Below are 16,799 nucleotides of genomic sequence, written 5' to 3' on the forward strand. Positions count from 1 at the left end.
TAGTCCTTTCACCGCTGGTCAGCCTGGTGAAGGGCCGCCCGCTCCGCTGATCAGGGACCGCCGGACTCAGGTGACATATACCGGGACATGCCCTTTTCGCGCCGCCCGTTCTCTGTCGTGCCCTGGCAGGGTCGGCGGCGTCCCGTTATCGGTGCGGCGGCTCAGTCTCCATGCTGGGCTCGTTCACCACCACCTTCGGGCGCAACCTGCCCTACCCGCGCCGCGCTCGCGTTCTCGCGCTGGACGCGGTGGTCGTGGTGGCCGGGGCTGGAGCCGTGGTCGCCTGGCTGCTCGGCGTCTCGGGGTGGCTCGTGCACCCGGACCGTCCACAGCGATTCGCCGTGGCCACGGCCTTGCGTGAGCTCGCGGAACTGCTGGAGACGCCTGCGTCGCGGGACGACGCCCGGCAGACGCGACACCGGGCGACCGTCGCGATCCTGCACGCCTACCGCTCCCTCGGTCTAGCGCCGCCGACCGAAGCGCGGCAAGCGGGCCGCGACGGAACATTCGTACATTTGACCGACCTGTCCTGGTCGCTGCTGATCGGCTCCGCCCGCCGGCCGCCCTCCGTGCTGCCCGAGCAGCCGGCCCCGGCAAGGGCGGCCAGGCACGGGAAAGGTGCGGCGTCACAGGCGGACGCCCCTGCCGCGTCGGCCGGTCCCATGGCCCGGCGCGCCTCCGACCTGCTGCCGAGCGGGCGGAGCAGGCGCTCGCGCCGGCGTCGGCCGGGCGCTTCGGGTCGGCGTTTCCGATCGATCAGCAGCACCCGCCCGTCATACCCGACAACCGCCTGCACCGTTCCCCCGTCACCATGTTCCACACTCCTGAGGGCGCGCCGAAGTTGTGCCGAGGTTGTGGGGTCAGGCCGGCTTGAGCAGCTGCCCGTCGGCCAGCTCCAGCAGTCCGTCCCGATGGTGTTCGCGCAGCGCGCGGTCGTGGGTAACCATCACGACCGGGCCGGTGAAACGCTCCACCGCCTCCTGCAACTGCTCGACCAGGCTCAGGCTGAGATGGTTGCTCGGCTCGTCGAGCAGCAGCAGGTGGGGGCGCTGCGAGAAGAGCATCGCGAGCTCGAGTCGTCGCAGCTGGCCTACCGAAAGGCGGTTCACCGGCACATTGAATTCCGCCGTGCCGAACAGGCCGAACCTGGTCAGTTCCCTCGCCGCGTCGTCCACGTAGGCCGCGCGGTGCGCGGCGAAGGCGTCGAGGACGCCGCGCCGCTCCTCGGAGAAGTGACTCTCCTGCGGCAGATAGCCGATGCGTAGCCCCGGTTCGCGTACGACGACACCCGCGTCAGGCTCCCGTCTGCCCGCCAGTACGGACAGCAGCGTGGACTTGCCCGCGCCGTTCGGCCCGGTGATCACATAAAGCGAGCCGGGAGAGAGTTCCAGGTCCACGCCGCGCACCACGTCGCCAACGACCAGGCCCTCGGCCCTGATCAGCACACCGTCGGGCAGCTCCGCGCTCTCCGGCGGCTGGAAGGCCAGCGGCTCGGGCGGGCGCAGTACTTCCTCGTCGAGCAGCCGCCCCAGGTGCTGCCGGGCCGCGCGAGTGGCGCGGGCGGCGGCGGCCTGGGCAGCGCCACCGGCGAGGTTGTACGACATCTTGTCGCTGTCCTGCATCCCGCTGAAGATGCGGCCGGAGCTACCGGCCTTGTCGATCCGCCGCCGGGTCTCCGCGAGGTCCTGGCGCCAGTCGCGGTACTGCTGCCACCAACGTGCTTGCGCCGCGGCGCGTGCGTCGAGATAGTCGCGGTAGCCGCCGCCGTAACGCACGGTGGAGCCGCGGGAGCCGTCCAGATCGACGATGGCGGTGACTGCGGTGTCGAGGAGCGCACGATCGTGCGACGCGATGAGGCAAGGTCCCTGATACCGGGTCAGCCACTGGACGAGCCAGTCCACCGCACGGTCGTCCAGGTGATTCGTCGGCTCGTCGAGCAGCAGCCCGGCGGGTTCGGTGAGGACCAGCGCGGCGAGTGCCAGGCGGGACAGCTCACCACCGGACAGCGTCTGCGTGGGCCGGAGCCGGTCCACACCGCCGAGGCCGAAGACCGTGAGCACCTCGCCGACGCGGGCGTCGAGTTCCCAGCCGCCGCGTCGGGCGAACTCGTCCTGGAGACGACCGTACTCGCCGAGCACCTCGCTCAGATCGTGGCCGTCATCCTTGCCGGACGACATCAACTCCTCGGCCGCACGCATCCGTTCGGCCAGTTCGCCGAACTCCGCGGTCGCCCGCGCGAGCACATCCTCGATCGTCGTACCGGCCGGGAAGTCAGGCTGCTGCGGCAGGAACCCCACCTGGCCCGCGACCGCGCGCACGACCTCACCGCGCTGCGGCGGCAGTTCACCGGCGAGGGCGCGCAGCAGCGTCGACTTGCCGCGGCCGTTCTCGCCGATCAAGCCCACCCGCTCGCCCCGGGACACCTTCAGCGAGACATCGCGCAGCACCAGCCGGTCGCCGAGCACGCAGTGCAGGTTCTCGGCGAGGAGGTGCGCGGAGCGGTGGTCGCCGGACAGGACGTCCTGCGAACGGGACTGGTCCTTGTCCGGCTGCCTTGAGCCAACTCCGAACGCCATACGCCGCACGCACTCCTTCTGTTGGATACCGCGCGTCAGTATGACCGATCAGGTGCTGCCTGCGACGTCTGAGCCACGCCGCAGCAGGCGCGAGACGTTGCCCATGTCCGTGGAGGCCAGGGTCTCGCCCTGCCGGGACGTCACCGTACGGCCAAGGGTGCGGGCAGCCTCGACGTACGCCTCCGTCATGTACGGGTCCTGGCGCAGCTCGGCGAAGTCCTGCCCGTGGCGGCTCAGTTCGAGTTCGGCGCCGCTGGCCAGGGCGCCTGCTTCGAAGCAGGCCCGCACCCTCGCGCGTACGTCGGACAGCAACTCCATGGAAGGGGCCCGGACTTCGTAACGGGCGCGGGCGCGGGCCGGGATGACGTTCACGGCCTGGCCGCCCTCCGTGACGATGCCGTGTACCAGCGCGCCGGGCGGCAGTTGCTGGCGAACCGGAGCGCGGTCCCGGCTGACCGACGCGCTCAGCGCGCTCCCGGAGGCCGCCACCATCGAGGTGACCGCACCCGGCAGCGCCGACCTGTTCCTCGACGTCCTTGTCCCCGACCTCGCCTCGCTCGGTCGCTTCGTGACCGAGACGCTGGACCGGCTGCCCGGCATCACCTCGGTCCAGTACCTCATCGCCACTTCGCTGTACGTCGAGGGGAGCCGATGGCGGCTTCGCTCCCTGGACCCCGCCCAGCTGTCCGCCCTGGGCAACTCCGCCTCCGCGGTGGCCGATCAGGTCCGCACGCTCGGTCTCGACGCCGTCGACCGCTCCCTGCTCGACGCGTTGGTCCACGACGGCCGCCTCGCTCTGACCGATCTTGCCGACCGTACCGGCACCAGCTCCGCCACCGTCCGCCGCAGGCTGAGCCGCCTCACGGACTCGGGGGTGCTCACCTTCCGCTGCGACCTCGCCGCCCCGCTGGCAGGCCACCCGGTCCCGGTCACCCTGCTCGCCCAGGCCCCGGCCCGCGACCTGGGCGCCGTCCACCGAACTCTCGCCGCACTCTCCGAATGCCGGCTGGTGGCGGGGGTCACCGGCACCGCCAATGTGCTCGCCACTCTCTGGGTGCACGACATCGCCGACATCCAGCGCCGCGAGACCGCGCTCTGCGCCCGCCTCCCCACGCTGACCGTCACCGACCGCATCGTCGGCCTGCACACGATCAAACGCATGGGCCCGGTGGTCGGTGCCCGCGCCCGCGACCAACTGGTCGCCTTCGCCTACCGGTCAGGGCTCTGGTGCGACCCCCGCCCTGACTCTGTCCGTGCCGGTGTCCGTGTCCGTGTTCATGGCCCCGACGGGGGCCTGCCAGGCCCTAGGCTCCGAGCAAGAACTGACCGTGAGGAGAGGGGACATCGTGGCGGACGAGCAGAACCGCGAGCGGAACGAGGTGCCGGACAGCACCGCGGTGCGGGTCGCCCTCTGGCGGGCACTGCATGTGCAGGCCGACCCGCCGCCGCACGTGATCGAGGACGAGATCGGCCTGCTGCTCGCGGCCCCTGGCGAGGGATGGCGGAGACGCCCGGACATGGAACCCCGCACCACCAGCGGGTTCCGGGCGGCCATTGTCGCCCGTGCTCGTTTCGTCGAGGATCTGGTTGCCGAGCAGGTCGGCCACGGGGTCGCCCAGTACGTCCTCCTGGGGGCAGGACTTGACACCTTCGCCCAGCGCAGGCCCGAGTTCGCCTCCCACCTGCGGGTGTTCGAGATCGACCAGCCGGACACCCAGGCCTGGAAACGCCGACGGCTGATCGAGCTCGGCTACGGCGTCCCCGACTGGCTGCGCCTGGTGCCCGTCGACTTCGAGGCGGGCGGGGACTGGTGGAAGCAGCTGACCGACGCCGGTTTCGATCCCGACCGGCCCGCGGTCGTCGTCTGCACCGGCGTCACCATGTACCTCACCAAAGACGCCACCACGGCGACCCTGCGGCGGCTCGCCGGGCTCGCTTCCGGCTCGACGCTCGCCATGACGTTCATGCTTCCGGCAGAACTCCTCGATGACGCCGACCGTCCCGCACTCGAGGCCACCAAGCCACAGGCGGAAGCAGCCGGAACACCGTTCATCAGCTTCTACACGCCGCAGGAGATGGTGGCACTGGCTCGTGACGCGGGGTTCAAGGAGGCCGAGCACGTATCGGGATCCGCACTGGCCGAACGCTACTTCGCGCATCGGGCGGACGGCCTCCGCCCGTCGACCGGGGAGGACCTCGTGCTGGCCACCACCTGACTCACACCTCGGCCATCCCGTCTCATCCCGTCGCCTTCCGCCCTTCCGTTCTTCCGCCCATCCGTCATGCTGTCGTCAGGAGTTGCTCATTTCCATCGGCCGAGTCATGCCCGACATGAGCGTCGAGGTGGACGACGTGGACGCGGCCTACGCGGTGATGCGAGCGAGCGGCGCGGAGATCGTGCACCCCTTGCAGGACGAGGAGTGGGGCGTACGCCGGTTCTTCGTCCGCGACCCCAACGGCAAGGTGGTCAATGTGCTGGGCCACCGATGACACAGCGCCAGCTCGATACTTAATGGTCTTGCCGTTAGTTAGAAGCCCTAATGAAGCCCTCATGCTCGCGAATAGGCAACGCAAAGAGCTGCGTGATAGCTTCTAACTATACCTTGAGTCTGTAGCTGACAAGATTCGAAAGAGGCACGCCATGGCGGAGTCCGGCGCGACCACCCCGCGCGAGCGCTACCGCGCCCAGGTGCGCACGGAGATCAAGGACCACGCCTGGGAGCAGATCGCCACCGCCGGAGCCTCCGCACTGTCGCTCAATGCCATCGCCAAGCGGATGGGCCTGAGCGGGCCCGCCCTCTACCGGTACTACGCCGGCCGCGACGAGCTGATCACCGGGCTCATCAAGGATGCCTACCGCAGCCTCGCCGACACTTTTCGCCAGGCTTCCGAGGCCTCCGACGCGTCCAAGGCCGGCGCAAGCTCCGCGCCAGGCCCGGACCTGACCACGCTGGCGCACGCCCTGCGGGGCTGGGCCCTGGATGATCCGCAGCGGTACTTCCTCATCTACGGCACGCCCGTCCCCGGCTATCACGCACCCGACGACATCACCGCCATCGCGCAGCAGATCATGGCGACCTTGCTCGACGCCTGCCCCGTGACGCCCCCGGACAGCGCGGTGACGCCGCTCGACGCGCACCTCGAGGACCACCGACAGTGGGCAGGCGACCATCCCGCCCCGCCCGCCACCCTCCGCAGTGCCCTGACCTTCTGGACCCGGCTGCACGGCGTCCTGTCCCTGGAACTCGCGGGACACTTCACCGGCATGGGTTTCGACCCCGCCCTGCTGTTCGCGGCGGAACTGGAAGAGTTCTCGCCGTCAACGCCAGTCGGGCGCACCCGAAGCGCGTGACAGAAGCGTCTCGATCTTCGCCTGGATCTCCCGCATGACGGACACGACGCGGCCCTGGTGTTCTTCGGTGAGCCTGGCCACGGGAACCGAGCAGCTGATGGCGTCGGTGGCCGGTGCCTCATGCCGCAGGGCGAAGCCGAAGCCCGCGAGGCCGGTCACCGTCTCCTCGCGGTCGATGGCGTAGCCGCGCTCACGAACCCCCTCGAGATCGGCTAGCAGCGCGGCGACATCAGTGTGCGTGTTCGGCGTGAAGGCGGCCAACGGGCCGTCCGGTAGCGGAAGTTCAGCGTCCGGGCGCTCAGCGAGCAGCGCCTTGCCCAGGGCCCCGGCGTGCGCGGGAACGCGGCGGCCGACCCGGCTGATGGTGCGCGCGTACTCGTGGGATTCGCGGGTCGCGAGGTAGACGACGTGCGGGCCGTCGAGCCGTGCCAGGTGGATCGTCTCGCCGAGGGCATCGGACGCCTCGTCGAGGTACGGGCGGACCGTACGTACGCTCACGTCACTGTCGAGGTAGCTCGTACCCGTGAGCAGTGTGCGAATACCGATGCCGTAGAGCGATCCGGTGGTGTCGCCGCGCACCCAGCCGCAGTCGACGAGCGTCTGCAGCAGTTGATACATGCTGCTGCGCGGCACATCCAACTCTTCGGCGAGCTCGTCCAGGCGGGCAGGCCGGTCGCCACGCGCCGCGAGCAGCTCCAGCAACGCCACTGTGCGGAGCGCCGACTTCACCCCGCGGACGCCCGAGCCGGTCCCGCGGTCCTTTCCGCTCTCCGCCATGGGCCCATCGTAGATCCGCGGCACTTTGTCCATTGACCCCGGTGGTTCATCAATCTAGCCTCCATTCTCATACGTGGACGCCATCTGCATATAGAGATGAGATTCATGAACAAGTTCAGTACGAGGCCGAGGGCCGAGGACATCGCCCAGCGGCTGCGTGAGGGCATGGCACGTGGAGTGCTGTCCTTCCCGCTCACGAGTCTGCGGAGCGACGGCAGCCTCGACCTGGAGTCCTACCGGGCATATATGACAGCGCAGTTGGCGGCGGAGCCTGGCGCGGTGTTCCCCGCGTGCGGCACCGGCGAGTTCTTCTCGCTCGACGAGGAGGAGTATCGCGCGGTCGTCGGCGTCGCGGTCGAGGTCGCCGACGGCCGTCTGCCGGTGGTGGCGGGCGTGGGGTACGGCTGGGCCCAGGCGGTGCGGTTCGCCCGGATCGCGGAAGAGGCGGGCGCGGACGCCCTGTTGGTGATGCCCCACTACTTGGTGGAGGCGCCGCAGGACGGCCTGGTGGAACAGGTGCGCCGGATCGCCGCCGGCACCCGGCTGCCTCTCATCGCGTACCAGCGCGGCCAGGTCACTTTCGACGCCGCCGCCCTGCGCCGGATCGCCGAGATCCCCACCGTCATCGGCCTCAAGGACGGGCACAGCGACCTCGACCGGCTTCAGCGCCTCACGCTCGCCGCCCCCGACGGCTTCCTCTTCTTCAACGGTGCCTCCACCGCGGAGATCCAGGCCCGCGCCTACGCCACGGTCGGCGTCCCGGCCTACTCATCGGCCGTCCATGCCTTCGCCCCCGAGATCGCCCACGCCTTCTTCACCGCTCTGCGGGAGCGGGACGACGCGGCGGTGGACACCTGGCTCCGGGAGTTCTACGTCCCACTGGTCGAGTTGCGCGACCGCGTGCCCGGTTATGCCGTCTCGCTGGTCAAGGCCGCCGCCCGGCTGCGCGGTCTGCCGGTAGGACCGGTGCGCGCGCCCCTCACCGACCCCGGACCGGCCGACATCGCCGTACTCGAGAAGGTGCTGCACACCGGTCTTGACCTGGTCGCAGACCTGCGTCGCACCGTCTGACCGGCCGCCAGGGGCCTTCGCCCCGGAGTCCCCCCTGCTTGATCCGGCGGAGTCCGCCGACGACTTGATCCACAGTTCAAAGGGGAACTGAAATGCCGCTCGTCGTAGTCGGGATCAGCGTCTTGATCCTTTTGTTCCTCATGACCAGGCTGAAACTGAACGGTTTCGCCGCTCTTCTGCTCGTGGCGGTCGGTGTCGCCCTGGTACAGGGGATTCCGGTGGCGACGATCCCGGACGTCCTCTCGGGAGGCATCGGCGACCAGATCGGCGACACGATGCTGACCATCGGGCTCGGTGCCATGGTCGGCCGCGTCATGGGGGACTCCGGTGCCGCACAGCGCATAGCCAACAAGATGCTGGACGCCTTCGGACCACGGTGGGTCCAGGTGGCGATGGTGGTCACGTCCATGCTGATCGGCGTCACCATGTTCTACGAGGTCGCCTTCATCATCATTGTGCCGATCGCGTTCACCCTCGTACGCGTCACAGGGGCGAACCTCCTGTGGATCGGCCTCCCGATGTCCATCACCCTCTCCACGATGCACAGCTTCCTGCCGCCGCACCCGGGCCCCACCGCCGTGGCCGCGACATTCCACGCATCCGTCGGCCTGACGCTGCTCTACGGCCTGTTCATCGCGATCCCGGCCGGTGCGCTGATCGCCCTGGTGTGGCCGCGTCTTCCGTTCATCAAGGCGATGCACCCCTCCATCCCCAAAGGCCTGGTCAGCGAGCGCGAGTTCGCCGACGCGGAGCTGCCCGGCATGGGCTGGGCCCTCACCGTGACCCTCTTCCCCGTCGTACTGATCGCCGGTGCTTCGGTGACCGAGATGGTCACCTCCGGAGAGAGCCCGTTCCTCCACTTCATCGCCTTCATCGGCTCGGCACCGATCGCGCTGATGCTGACGCTTCTCCTGGCGATCTGGGCGTTCGGACCGCGCATCGGCCGCAGCCTGTCCGACGTCAGCGCCTCCTGCGCATCGGCGGCCCAGGCCATGGCGATGATCCTGCTGGTGATCGGAGCGGGCGGCGCCTTCAAGAACGTACTCGTCGAAGGCGGCATCTCCGACTACATCAAGGACGTCACCCACGGCTGGACCATCTCACCGCTGATCCTCGCCTGGCTCATCGCGGTCATCCTCCGCATCGCCCTCGGCTCCGCCACGGTCGCCGTCGTCACTGCCTCAGGTGTGGTGCTCCCCCTCCTGGCGGGCAGCGGCGTCCACCCCGAGATCCTGGTGCTCGCCGTGTCCTGCGGCTCGATCGCGTTCTCCCACGTCAACGACCCCGGATTCTGGCTGTTCAAGGAGTACTTCAACCTCTCGGTCATCGAGGCGATCAAGGTCCGCACCACGTATACGACGGTGCTCGCACTCCTCGGCCTCGGCGGCGTACTCGCGGTCGAATGGGCCCTGGACGTCCTCAGCCTCTGAAGCACTCGCCTTCCCCTCCCTACCGCCCTCCCCTATCTGAGGAACCTGTGATCATGAAACGGCAGCCGACCGTCACCGCGTTCACCGTCTACCCGGTCGCAGGCCGGGACTGCATGGAGCTGAACCTCTCCGGCGCGCACAGCCCCTACTTCACCCGCAACATCGTGGTCATCCAGGACTCCGAAGGCCGTACAGGTGTTGGCGAAGTACCGGGCGGCGAGAAGATCACCCAGACCCTGCGCGATGCCGAGTCCCTCGTCGTCGGCGCCCGAGTCGGTGACTACAAGCGGGTCCTGCGCGAGATCGGCGACCGTTTCGCCGACCGCGACGCGGGCGGCCGAGGCGCCCAGACCTTCGACCTGCGCACCGCCGTCCACGCCGTCACCGCCGTCGAATCGGCGCTGCTCGACCTCCTGGGACAGCATCTCGACGTTCCTGTCGCGGCCCTGCTCGGCGACGGCAAGCAACGCGACTCCGTCCGCGTACTCGGCTACCTCTTCTACGTCGGTGACCCCGACCGCACCGATCTGGAGTACGCCCGCGAACCCGACTCCCCTGTCGACTGGCACCGTATTCGGCACGAAGAGGCCTTGTCCCCCGAGGCGATCGTCCGGCAGGCCGAAGCCGCGTACGACCGTTACGGATTCCGGGACTTCAAGCTCAAGGGCGGTGTCCTGGAGGGCGCCGAGGAAGTCGCGGCCGTACGGGCGCTGAAGGAGCGTTTCCCCCAGGCCCGCATCACCCTCGACCCCAACGGTGCGTGGTCCCTGCGCGAGGCGATCGAGCTGTGCACGCCCCTGACCGACACGCTCGCCTACGCCGAGGACCCCTGCGGGGCGGAAGGAGGCTACTCGGGCCGCGAGATCCTGGCCGAGTTCCGCCGCGCCACGGGGCTGCCGACCGCCACCAACATGGTCGCCACCGACTGGCGGCAGCTGACCCACGCCCTGGCCCTCCAGTCGGTCTCCATCCCCCTCGCCGACCCGCACTTCTGGACCATGCAGGGTTCCGTACGGGTGGCGCAGCTCTGCAATGCGATGGGTCTCACCTGGGGTTGCCACTCCAACAACCACTTCGACATCTCCCTGGCCATGGTCGCCCACTGCGGGGCCGCGGCCCCCGGCGACTACAACGCCCTGGACACGCACTGGATCTGGCAGGAAGGCCTGGAACGCCTCACCACCGACCCGCCCCGCATCGTCGGAGGGGAGATCGCGATCCCCGACTCCCCCGGCCTGGGTGTCGAGCTCGACATGGACCGCCTTCTCGCGGCCCACGACCTGTACCGGCAGAAGTCCCTGGGAGCGCGCGACGACGCGGCCGGGATGCGCTACCTCATCCCGGACTGGCAGTTCGACAACAAGCGGCCCTGCCTGGTGCGCTGAGCTTCCTTACGCCTCCGCCAGGAACGCGGCGACGCTCGCCACGAACCGGTCGGCGTCGTCGAGCCAGGGATAGTGGCCTGCCCCCGGCTGCACGTCGAGTGCGGCAGCAGGGAGCAGGCCCGCCACCTCGGCCAACGCTCGCGGAGGGCTGTTCAGGTCCCACTCCCCCGCGAGCAGCAGCACCGGGGCCTTGAAGGCGGCGAGCCCGGCACGCGTGGAGTCCGGGGTGAAGGCGCCTTCGGCCGCGAAGAGAGCGACCGCTTCCTGGTTGTCCGGCTGCCCGGCCGCGTGGTGGCGACGCGCCTCGGCGTCCCATCGGCCGTAGAAGAAGGGAGCGATGGCCTCCCAGTCACCGCCCGTGCCCTGGGCGATCTCCTCCAGCGCGGCGGACGCCGCCGGGAACCACTGCTCGTCCCTTCGTAGCTGGGCGAGCTCGTTTCGCATCTGTCCGGTGATGTCGACGCCGACTGACCGTGTGCTGGGAGTGATCAGGACGAGTCTGCCGATGTTGCCGGGGTGTCGGGCCGCGTACTGCGTCGCGATGTTCGCGCCGGCGGAGTGGGCGAGCAGGTCCATGCGCGAGAGTCCGAGGTGGTGGCGCAGGGCTTCGACATCGTCGACAAGTCGATCGCAGCGGTAGGAGGACGTGTCGTCGGGCAGCGCGGAGCGGCCGGTGCCGCGAAGGTCCAGAACGATCATCCGGCGATGCGCGGAAAGGCCGCCCAGGTCGCCGAGGTAGGCGGAGTCCGCGGGGCCGCCGGGAATGCAGATGAGCGGGTCGCCTGCACCGTGGGTGCGGTAGGCGAGCCGGGTTCCGTCAGGAGCGGAGAAGGTAGGCATGGCGGGGATCTTGCCAGCCACCACCCTTCTTTACAACCAGGTTATACAACTTGGTTATGGCACGCCTTGGACTGGTTGCGGTGGCGGGCCGCTCCGAGATATAACCGCGTTATGGCTGATGAGGAGAGCATGCCCCGCAGCCCCGAGACGCTGACCGAGGAACAGGCCGCGCGAATGCTCGCCGGCATGAACGACGTCATCCGCGCGGGCGACGAGATGCGCAAGCTGCGCGCCGAAATGATCAAACTGTTCGTCGGTTTCGGCTGGACCCAGGAGAGAATCGCCAGGCTCACCGACATGAGTCAGCCCGCCGTGTCGAAGCAGGTGACGAAGTACAGATCGGACGACCAGCACCAGCAGCCCCCTATGGGGCTCTCCCTGCACCAGTACGACACGCCTTGGCTCGAAGGACGCCTGTGGGGCCTGGCCGAGGAAGTCTCCGAGCGCCTCGACGACACCGCCCACTGCACTCGGTACGTGCACGCCCTCGCCCGGGGGAAGAAACGCTTCGCACCCGAGCACGTCGACGCGTTGCGACGCCTCCTCGAAGAGGACCTGAGGCTCCACCGGACCCAGTTGCCCGCCGACTACCAGGGCGCCTACGACGAGATCGGCCGCGCTCTCGACATCCCCGCCAAGGCCGCCATCAGCACCCCCGCCCCGGCATCCCCCTCCGTACGCCGCACACTCGCCCACCAGCTGCAGCGCGACCAACTCAGGAGCGACGACCAGCCCTTGAGGCGGCGGTCACCGTAGGACGACACAGCACGCGCCGATGAAGGAGACCCTCGTGACGGTTCTCAACTCGTCGATCCCCCGCTTCCACCTGGCCATGCCGGTCGACGACCTGGCTGCCGCCCGGCACTTCTACGGTGAAGTCCTGGGCCTGGAACAAGGCCGCAGCGCCGACACCTGGGTGGACTGGAACCTCCATGGCCACCAGTTCGTCACCCATCTCGCGCCGGACCGCCCCCGGCGCATCCACAATCCGGTCGACGGCCACGACGTTCCCGTACCGCACTTCGGGCTGATCCTGGCCGTCCCCGCCTTCCACCAACTCGCCCACCGGCTCCGCGACGCGGGCACCGCCTTCGCCATAGAGCCCTACGTCCGCTTCGAAGGCGAAACCGGGGAGCAGTGGACGATGTTCCTCCACGACCCGGCGGGCAACGCCCTGGAGTTCAAGGCGTTCGCCGACGACTCCCAGGTCTTCGCCGACTGACGCCCCGACAGCGGCTCTCGATCCGAAGATCCACACACCGGTGTCGACGGAAAATGCGGCCGCGCTCAGCCGCCGTCGCAGGTGAGGTCGGCGGGCCTCATGAAGCCGAGCTGCTGGTGGTTGTCGGTGCCCGAGACCTGCCACAGGGCGTCCGCGCCCTGGCGGGTGCCGTTCACCGGGATGCCGGGATCGAGATAGCCGACAATCTCCGTCCACGGGTTGTCCCCGGCGTAGATCGGAGCATCGGCGTGGGTGGCGAAGCACGTACCACCGGCTGCGGCGGTGCCGCCCAGCATCGGGATGGTCAGCAGACTCAGTGTCAGCACTGCGGCGAGCCTGGCCGCTCTCTTCCGGGCTTGTCGCGTACGGGGCATTCGGGTCCTCCAAGTCATCGCCGTCACCGTCGCCGTCACCTCAGAGCGTCCGGTCACCGGAGACATCAGGGGTGCTTACACCGAAGCCGGTGTCAGGCGTCCGCACCGTACTGTCGACCTGCGGGTCGACGTCGCCGGAATCGCTCAGCATCCCCACGGATTGGGCAGGTTCCCTCGTTTCCGCCGTGTCCGCTCCCTGGGGCGGACTGATCACGGCGATGACGGCTCCGGCGGCCAGAGAGGCAACGGCAAGTACGCTTCGCTTCTTCATATCGGGGTCAACTCCCTCCCGTCCGCAAAGGCACGGCCTGCCCCATAGGTGACGCACAAACGCCCCCGCACCAGGCGGGGGCGTTGGAGAGCCGAACGTCAGGAGCCGTCGCGCTTCATGGAGTCCTTCATGGAGTCCTTCATGCCCTCGGCCTTGTCGCGAGCGGAGTCCATCGCGCTCTTGGCCTCGCCCTTGGCCTGGTCCGTCTTGCCCTCGGCCTCGCGACGGTCGTTGCCGGTGGCCTTTCCTGCCATCTCCTTGGCCTTGCCTTTGAGCTTGTCCATGCCGCCGTCGTTACCCATGGTCACTCCCTTGTTTCAGCTGGGGTCTCCTGCCTCGCCAACCGTAGGTCGGAGAGACTGAACACGCCTGCTCAAGCATTACTCAGTGTGACGGCGGGCAGGGTCGTGTGGCTACGGCCGACGGCGGGGCTTGCCCTTCTTGCCGCCGCCCTTCGAGGCGCCGCCGGAACCGCTCCGCGCGCTCTTGCCGGGCTTCCCGGTTTTCGCGGTCTTCCCGGTCTTCCCGGTCTTCCCGGTCGGCTTTCCTCCGGCTGCCGGTTTACGCCGTGCGCCGCCGCCCGCGTCGGGGCGCTTGCGCTTCGGCTGGTCCGAGGCCGGGGTCTGCGCCGGAGTCTGGGCGCGGCCTCGCGAGCTGTTGACGGTGCGGCCTCGGACGATGCCGATGAAGTCCTCCACCAGGTCGGTGGTCGCGTCCTCCGGCCACGACAGCGCGACGCGCGACTCGGGGGCTCCTGAGAGCGGCCGGTACGTAAGGTCCTTGCGGTGGTGCAGACGGGCGAGCGACTGGGGGACGGCGAGGACGCCCACTCCCGCCGCGACCAGTTCGATGGCGTCCTCCGTCGTCTCGGGGCGCTCGTTCGCGGGGCACCCCGGCAGGCTCTCCCAGTCGAGGGTGTCGTCGAGGGGATGCAGCACGATCTCGTCGGACAGGTCATCGGCGGACACCTCGTCGACCGCCGCTACCGCGTGGTCCTTGGGGACCACGACCACCGTCGTCTCGGTGTAGAGGGGGATCGCACTGAGGTCCGTACGGTCGACCGGGAGGCGTACGAATCCCGCGTCGGCGTCGCCGCCCCGCAGCAGCCCGAAAGCTCCGCCCGGGGACACCGCGACGAGGGTCAGCGGTACGTCCGGCCGCCGTTCGTTCCAGATCCGCACCCATTTGGTGGGGGTCACCCCCGGAACGTACGCGAGTCTGAACGAAGGGGTTTCTTGCGAGTCTGTCACTTCGCCAGGTTACCGGTCGTGGTCAGCGGTAGCTCACATGCTCGATACCCTGGGGACCATGACGTCGCACCAGACCGCCCAGACCATGAAGCCCGCGACCGCGGCGAAGAAGCTGGGTGTGTACCTCGAGGCCACCCCCGCCGAGTTCCAGGAGGGTGTCGTCTCGCGCACCGAGCTGAACGCCCTTCAGACCGAGCCGCCCGAGTGGCTGCAGGAGCTTCGACGCACCGGCCCGCACCCCCGGCCTGTGGTCGCGGCGAAGCTCGGCGTCTCCATCGCCGGTCTCGCGCGCGGCGGGGTCACCGAGGCCCTCACCACGGAGCAGATCGACGCGCTGAAGACGGACAACCCCGAGTGGCTGCAGAAGGAACGCGCCACCCAGGCCGATGTCCGCAAGGAAGCGGTACGCATCAAGGAGAAGAACGCGGAGCGAGCCGAGCAGGAGCAGGACCGCCGACCGCGTTCCTGACCTCGCCCGGACCTGAGCCCTCGATCGCTGACCCTGTCAGTGACCGGGGGCTCAGCCATGCCCTGCGCCCGTCGTACCCCCATGCCCGGCCCGGCCAAGGGTCCTGCGATCCTGATTCCGTGGTCCTCACGCCGTCCGTCCCGGAACCCATAAGCGCCGATCCGCCCACGTCCGCCGAGAATCCGCTGCTCACGCAGTCGTGGCTGGACCTCGCCTTCCTGCACTGGGCGGTCGATCCCGCGGACGTGGCGCCGCTCCTTCCGGCGGGGACGGTTCCCGACCTTCACGACGGGGCGACCTATGTGGGCCTCGTCGCGTTCCGTATGCACCGGGTCGGCTGGTTCCGCCTCCCCGGCATCCCCTATCTGGGTACGTTTCCCGAGACCAACGTCCGCCTCTACTCGGTGGACGCCCACGGTCGCCGCGGTGTCGTCTTCCGCTCCCTCGACGCCTCGCGCCTGATACCGGTCGCGGTCGCGCGCGGCGCCTTCCGGCTGCCGTACCAGTGGTCGCGCATGAGCATCCGGCACAGCGACGACAGCGGCAGCGGCGACACAGTGACGTATACGAGTGCCAGACGCTGGCCGGGCCCGCGGGGCGTGGCCAGCCGCATCGTCGTCCGGGTGGGTGAGCGGGTCGAGGAGCCCGACGATTTCGAGCACTTCCTGACGGCTCGGTGGGGTATGCACAACACGTTCTTCGGACGGCAGATGTTCCTGCCGAACGCGCATCCGCGCTGGCCGCTGTACCGTGCCGATCTGATCGAGTGCGACGAGGACCTGATCGCGGCCGCGGGGCTCCCCCAGCCGGTCGGTGACCCGGTGAGCGTGCTGTATTCGCCGGGTGTTCCGGTCCGTTTCGGGCGTCCGGCCCGGCCCGGCGGCATCCCGACTCCCTGACGCCCGTCACAGTGAGCTCGGCACGACGAACAGGCCCCAGGTGACGAGGGGACCGGCCAGACTGATGCCGAGCCCCCAGGCCATGAGGCGGCGGAACACGAAGTCGCGTTGATCTTCCGGGGTGTTGGCGGTGACCAGCGCGCCACTGGTGGAGAAGGGCGACGCGTCCACCACGGACGCGGAGATGGCGAGCGCCGTGATGAGGCCGACGGCTCCGACCTCGCCGCCGAGCAGGAAGGGCACGGCCAGTGGGATCAGCGCTCCGAGCATTCCGGTGGTCGATGCGAAGGCGGAGACCAGGGCGCCGATGAGGCAGATCAGCAGGGCGCCTACGAGGGGTGCCTGGATGGAAGCGACCTGCTTGCCCAGGTAGTCGATGGTCGGCTGCGCGACGACTCGTGGCTCGCCGGACGCAAGCTCCTTTACCACGGTCACTGCCATCAGAAGGCGGAGGTCGCTACGGCGGCGACCGTCGCGCTCCTTGGCCGTATCCCAGGGGTTTCGGTGTCCGAACTGGACGCCGGGTGCTGCGGGATGGCGGGTTCATTCGGCTTCGAGTCCGAGCACTACGACGTGTCGATGACGGTCGGCGAAGACCGGCTGTTCCCCGCGATCGAGGCGGCGGACGCCGACACCGTCGTGGTCGCCACGGGTGTGTCCTGCCGCCAGCAGATCTTCCAAATCTTCCACGGGACCGAGCGGAACGCGTGGCATCCGGTGCAGCTGCTGTGGGAAGCGGTGGCAGTGGCATGACGCGGGGGGGGGGGGGGGGGGGGGCCCCCCCCCCCCCCCCCCCCCCCCCCCCCCCCGCCCCCGGGGGGGCGCCCCCCCCCCCCCCCCCCGCGGGGGGGGCCGCCCCCCGGGGGCGCGCCGGGGGGCGCGG

At 69.4% G+C, this 16,799-nt stretch carries 20 protein-coding genes and 2 pseudogenes; 12 read left to right on the plus strand and 10 right to left on the minus strand.

All coding sequences use genetic code 11. The annotated features are described in order from the left end of the window. Positions 1-161 precede the first annotated feature (161 nt). From ACGFSB_RS36995 to ACGFSB_RS37005, 3 genes are all read right to left on the minus strand, one after another. The gene (locus tag ACGFSB_RS36995) at positions 162-443 is read right to left on the minus strand and encodes a hypothetical protein (RefSeq protein ID WP_393408850.1); all 282 of its coding nucleotides are present in this window, start codon (positions 441-443) and stop codon (positions 162-164) included. Positions 444-860: 417 nt separating this feature from the next. After that, positions 861-2,576, minus strand: a complete 1,716-nt coding sequence (locus ACGFSB_RS37000; protein WP_393408853.1) for an ABC-F family ATP-binding cassette domain-containing protein — start codon at positions 2,574-2,576, stop codon at positions 861-863. 48 nt (positions 2,577-2,624) lie between these two features. Then, positions 2,625-3,068 (minus strand): peptidase dimerization domain-containing protein, encoded by a 444-nt coding sequence (locus ACGFSB_RS37005; protein WP_393408907.1) that lies wholly within the window; start codon positions 3,066-3,068, stop codon positions 2,625-2,627. Between ACGFSB_RS37005 and ACGFSB_RS37010 the strand changes: the two are divergent. The 4 genes and pseudogenes from ACGFSB_RS37010 to ACGFSB_RS37025 form a co-directional block, all read left to right on the plus strand. Next, positions 2,971-3,447: pseudogene (locus ACGFSB_RS37010) on the plus strand (AsnC family transcriptional regulator); the annotation flags it as partial. The gene ACGFSB_RS37005 and the pseudogene ACGFSB_RS37010 sit on opposite strands and share 98 nt — an antisense overlap. A gap of 475 nt (positions 3,448-3,922) precedes the next feature. Beyond that, positions 3,923-4,792 carry a class I SAM-dependent methyltransferase gene (locus ACGFSB_RS37015; RefSeq protein ID WP_393408856.1) on the plus strand — a complete coding sequence of 290 codons (870 nt, stop codon included), beginning with the start codon at positions 3,923-3,925 and terminating at the stop codon, positions 4,790-4,792. Between the two features lie 103 nt (positions 4,793-4,895). Then, positions 4,896-5,066 (plus strand): annotated as a pseudogene (locus tag ACGFSB_RS37020) (VOC family protein); the annotation flags it as partial. Between the two features lie 151 nt (positions 5,067-5,217). Beyond that, positions 5,218-5,928: a TetR/AcrR family transcriptional regulator gene (locus ACGFSB_RS37025; RefSeq protein ID WP_393408859.1), complete on the plus strand. Its 711-nt coding sequence runs from the start codon at positions 5,218-5,220 to the stop codon at positions 5,926-5,928. Here ACGFSB_RS37025 and ACGFSB_RS37030 read toward each other — a convergent pair. After that, complete coding sequence (locus ACGFSB_RS37030) at positions 5,896-6,705, minus strand: IclR family transcriptional regulator (protein ID WP_393408862.1); 810 nt, start codon at positions 6,703-6,705, stop codon at positions 5,896-5,898. The genes ACGFSB_RS37025 and ACGFSB_RS37030 overlap by 33 nt on opposite strands. A gap of 105 nt (positions 6,706-6,810) precedes the next feature. On the opposite strand from ACGFSB_RS37030, the gene ACGFSB_RS37035 reads away from it, so the two are divergent. The 3 genes from ACGFSB_RS37035 to ACGFSB_RS37045 all read left to right on the plus strand — a co-directional run bounded on the left by ACGFSB_RS37035 (position 6,811) and on the right by ACGFSB_RS37045 (position 10,591). Next, positions 6,811-7,776, plus strand: a complete 966-nt coding sequence (locus ACGFSB_RS37035) for a 5-dehydro-4-deoxyglucarate dehydratase (RefSeq protein ID WP_393408865.1) — start codon at positions 6,811-6,813, stop codon at positions 7,774-7,776. Between the two features lie 92 nt (positions 7,777-7,868). Next, positions 7,869-9,206: a gluconate:H+ symporter gene (locus tag ACGFSB_RS37040; protein ID WP_393408867.1), complete on the plus strand. Its 1,338-nt coding sequence runs from the start codon at positions 7,869-7,871 to the stop codon at positions 9,204-9,206. A 53-nt stretch (positions 9,207-9,259) separates the two neighbouring features. Then, positions 9,260-10,591 carry an enolase C-terminal domain-like protein gene (locus tag ACGFSB_RS37045; protein ID WP_393408870.1) on the plus strand — a complete coding sequence of 444 codons (1,332 nt, stop codon included), beginning with the start codon at positions 9,260-9,262 and terminating at the stop codon, positions 10,589-10,591. A gap of 6 nt (positions 10,592-10,597) precedes the next feature. Here ACGFSB_RS37045 and ACGFSB_RS37050 read toward each other — a convergent pair whose 3' ends face one another. Further along, positions 10,598-11,431, minus strand: a complete 834-nt coding sequence (locus ACGFSB_RS37050) for an alpha/beta fold hydrolase (RefSeq protein WP_393408873.1) — start codon at positions 11,429-11,431, stop codon at positions 10,598-10,600. A gap of 129 nt (positions 11,432-11,560) precedes the next feature. On the opposite strand from ACGFSB_RS37050, the gene ACGFSB_RS37055 reads away from it, so the two are divergent. Both ACGFSB_RS37055 and ACGFSB_RS37060 read left to right on the plus strand, forming a co-directional pair. Continuing rightward, complete coding sequence (locus ACGFSB_RS37055; protein ID WP_393408876.1) at positions 11,561-12,187, plus strand: sigma-70 family RNA polymerase sigma factor; 627 nt, start codon at positions 11,561-11,563, stop codon at positions 12,185-12,187. Positions 12,188-12,221: 34 nt separating this feature from the next. After that, positions 12,222-12,653: a VOC family protein gene (locus tag ACGFSB_RS37060; RefSeq protein ID WP_393408879.1), complete on the plus strand. Its 432-nt coding sequence runs from the start codon at positions 12,222-12,224 to the stop codon at positions 12,651-12,653. A 65-nt stretch (positions 12,654-12,718) separates the two neighbouring features. Here the strand turns inward: ACGFSB_RS37060 and ACGFSB_RS37065 are convergent, their stop codons facing one another. The 4 genes from ACGFSB_RS37065 to ACGFSB_RS37080 form a co-directional block, all read right to left on the minus strand. Next, positions 12,719-12,979: a hypothetical protein gene (locus tag ACGFSB_RS37065; protein WP_393408882.1), complete on the minus strand. Its 261-nt coding sequence runs from the start codon at positions 12,977-12,979 to the stop codon at positions 12,719-12,721. 88 nt (positions 12,980-13,067) lie between these two features. After that, complete coding sequence (locus ACGFSB_RS37070; protein ID WP_393408885.1) at positions 13,068-13,298, minus strand: hypothetical protein; 231 nt, start codon at positions 13,296-13,298, stop codon at positions 13,068-13,070. 98 nt (positions 13,299-13,396) lie between these two features. After that, positions 13,397-13,600, minus strand: coding sequence for a CsbD family protein (locus ACGFSB_RS37075; protein WP_393408888.1), 204 nt, complete (start codon positions 13,598-13,600; stop codon positions 13,397-13,399). Between the two features lie 111 nt (positions 13,601-13,711). Beyond that, positions 13,712-14,548 carry a LysR family substrate-binding domain-containing protein gene (locus ACGFSB_RS37080; protein ID WP_393408890.1) on the minus strand — a complete coding sequence of 279 codons (837 nt, stop codon included), beginning with the start codon at positions 14,546-14,548 and terminating at the stop codon, positions 13,712-13,714. Between the two features lie 58 nt (positions 14,549-14,606). On the opposite strand from ACGFSB_RS37080, the gene ACGFSB_RS37085 reads away from it, so the two are divergent. Then, positions 14,607-15,017 carry a DUF5997 family protein gene (locus ACGFSB_RS37085; protein ID WP_393408892.1) on the plus strand — a complete coding sequence of 137 codons (411 nt, stop codon included), beginning with the start codon at positions 14,607-14,609 and terminating at the stop codon, positions 15,015-15,017. A 119-nt stretch (positions 15,018-15,136) separates the two neighbouring features. After that, complete coding sequence (locus ACGFSB_RS37090) at positions 15,137-15,916, plus strand: YqjF family protein (protein WP_393408894.1); 780 nt, start codon at positions 15,137-15,139, stop codon at positions 15,914-15,916. Between the two features lie 6 nt (positions 15,917-15,922). Here ACGFSB_RS37090 and ACGFSB_RS37095 read toward each other — a convergent pair whose 3' ends face one another. After that, positions 15,923-16,351, minus strand: coding sequence for a hypothetical protein (locus tag ACGFSB_RS37095; protein ID WP_393408896.1), 429 nt, complete (start codon positions 16,349-16,351; stop codon positions 15,923-15,925). 69 nt (positions 16,352-16,420) lie between these two features. Between ACGFSB_RS37095 and ACGFSB_RS37100 the strand changes: the two genes are divergently transcribed. Next, positions 16,421-16,669, plus strand: coding sequence for a hypothetical protein (locus ACGFSB_RS37100; RefSeq protein WP_393408899.1), 249 nt, complete (start codon positions 16,421-16,423; stop codon positions 16,667-16,669). The last annotated feature ends 130 nt before the right edge of the window (positions 16,670-16,799 follow it).

The sequence above is a fragment of the Streptomyces sp. NPDC048441 genome, assembly GCF_043200235.1.
Taxonomy (GTDB): Bacteria; Actinomycetota; Actinomycetes; order Streptomycetales; family Streptomycetaceae; genus Streptomyces.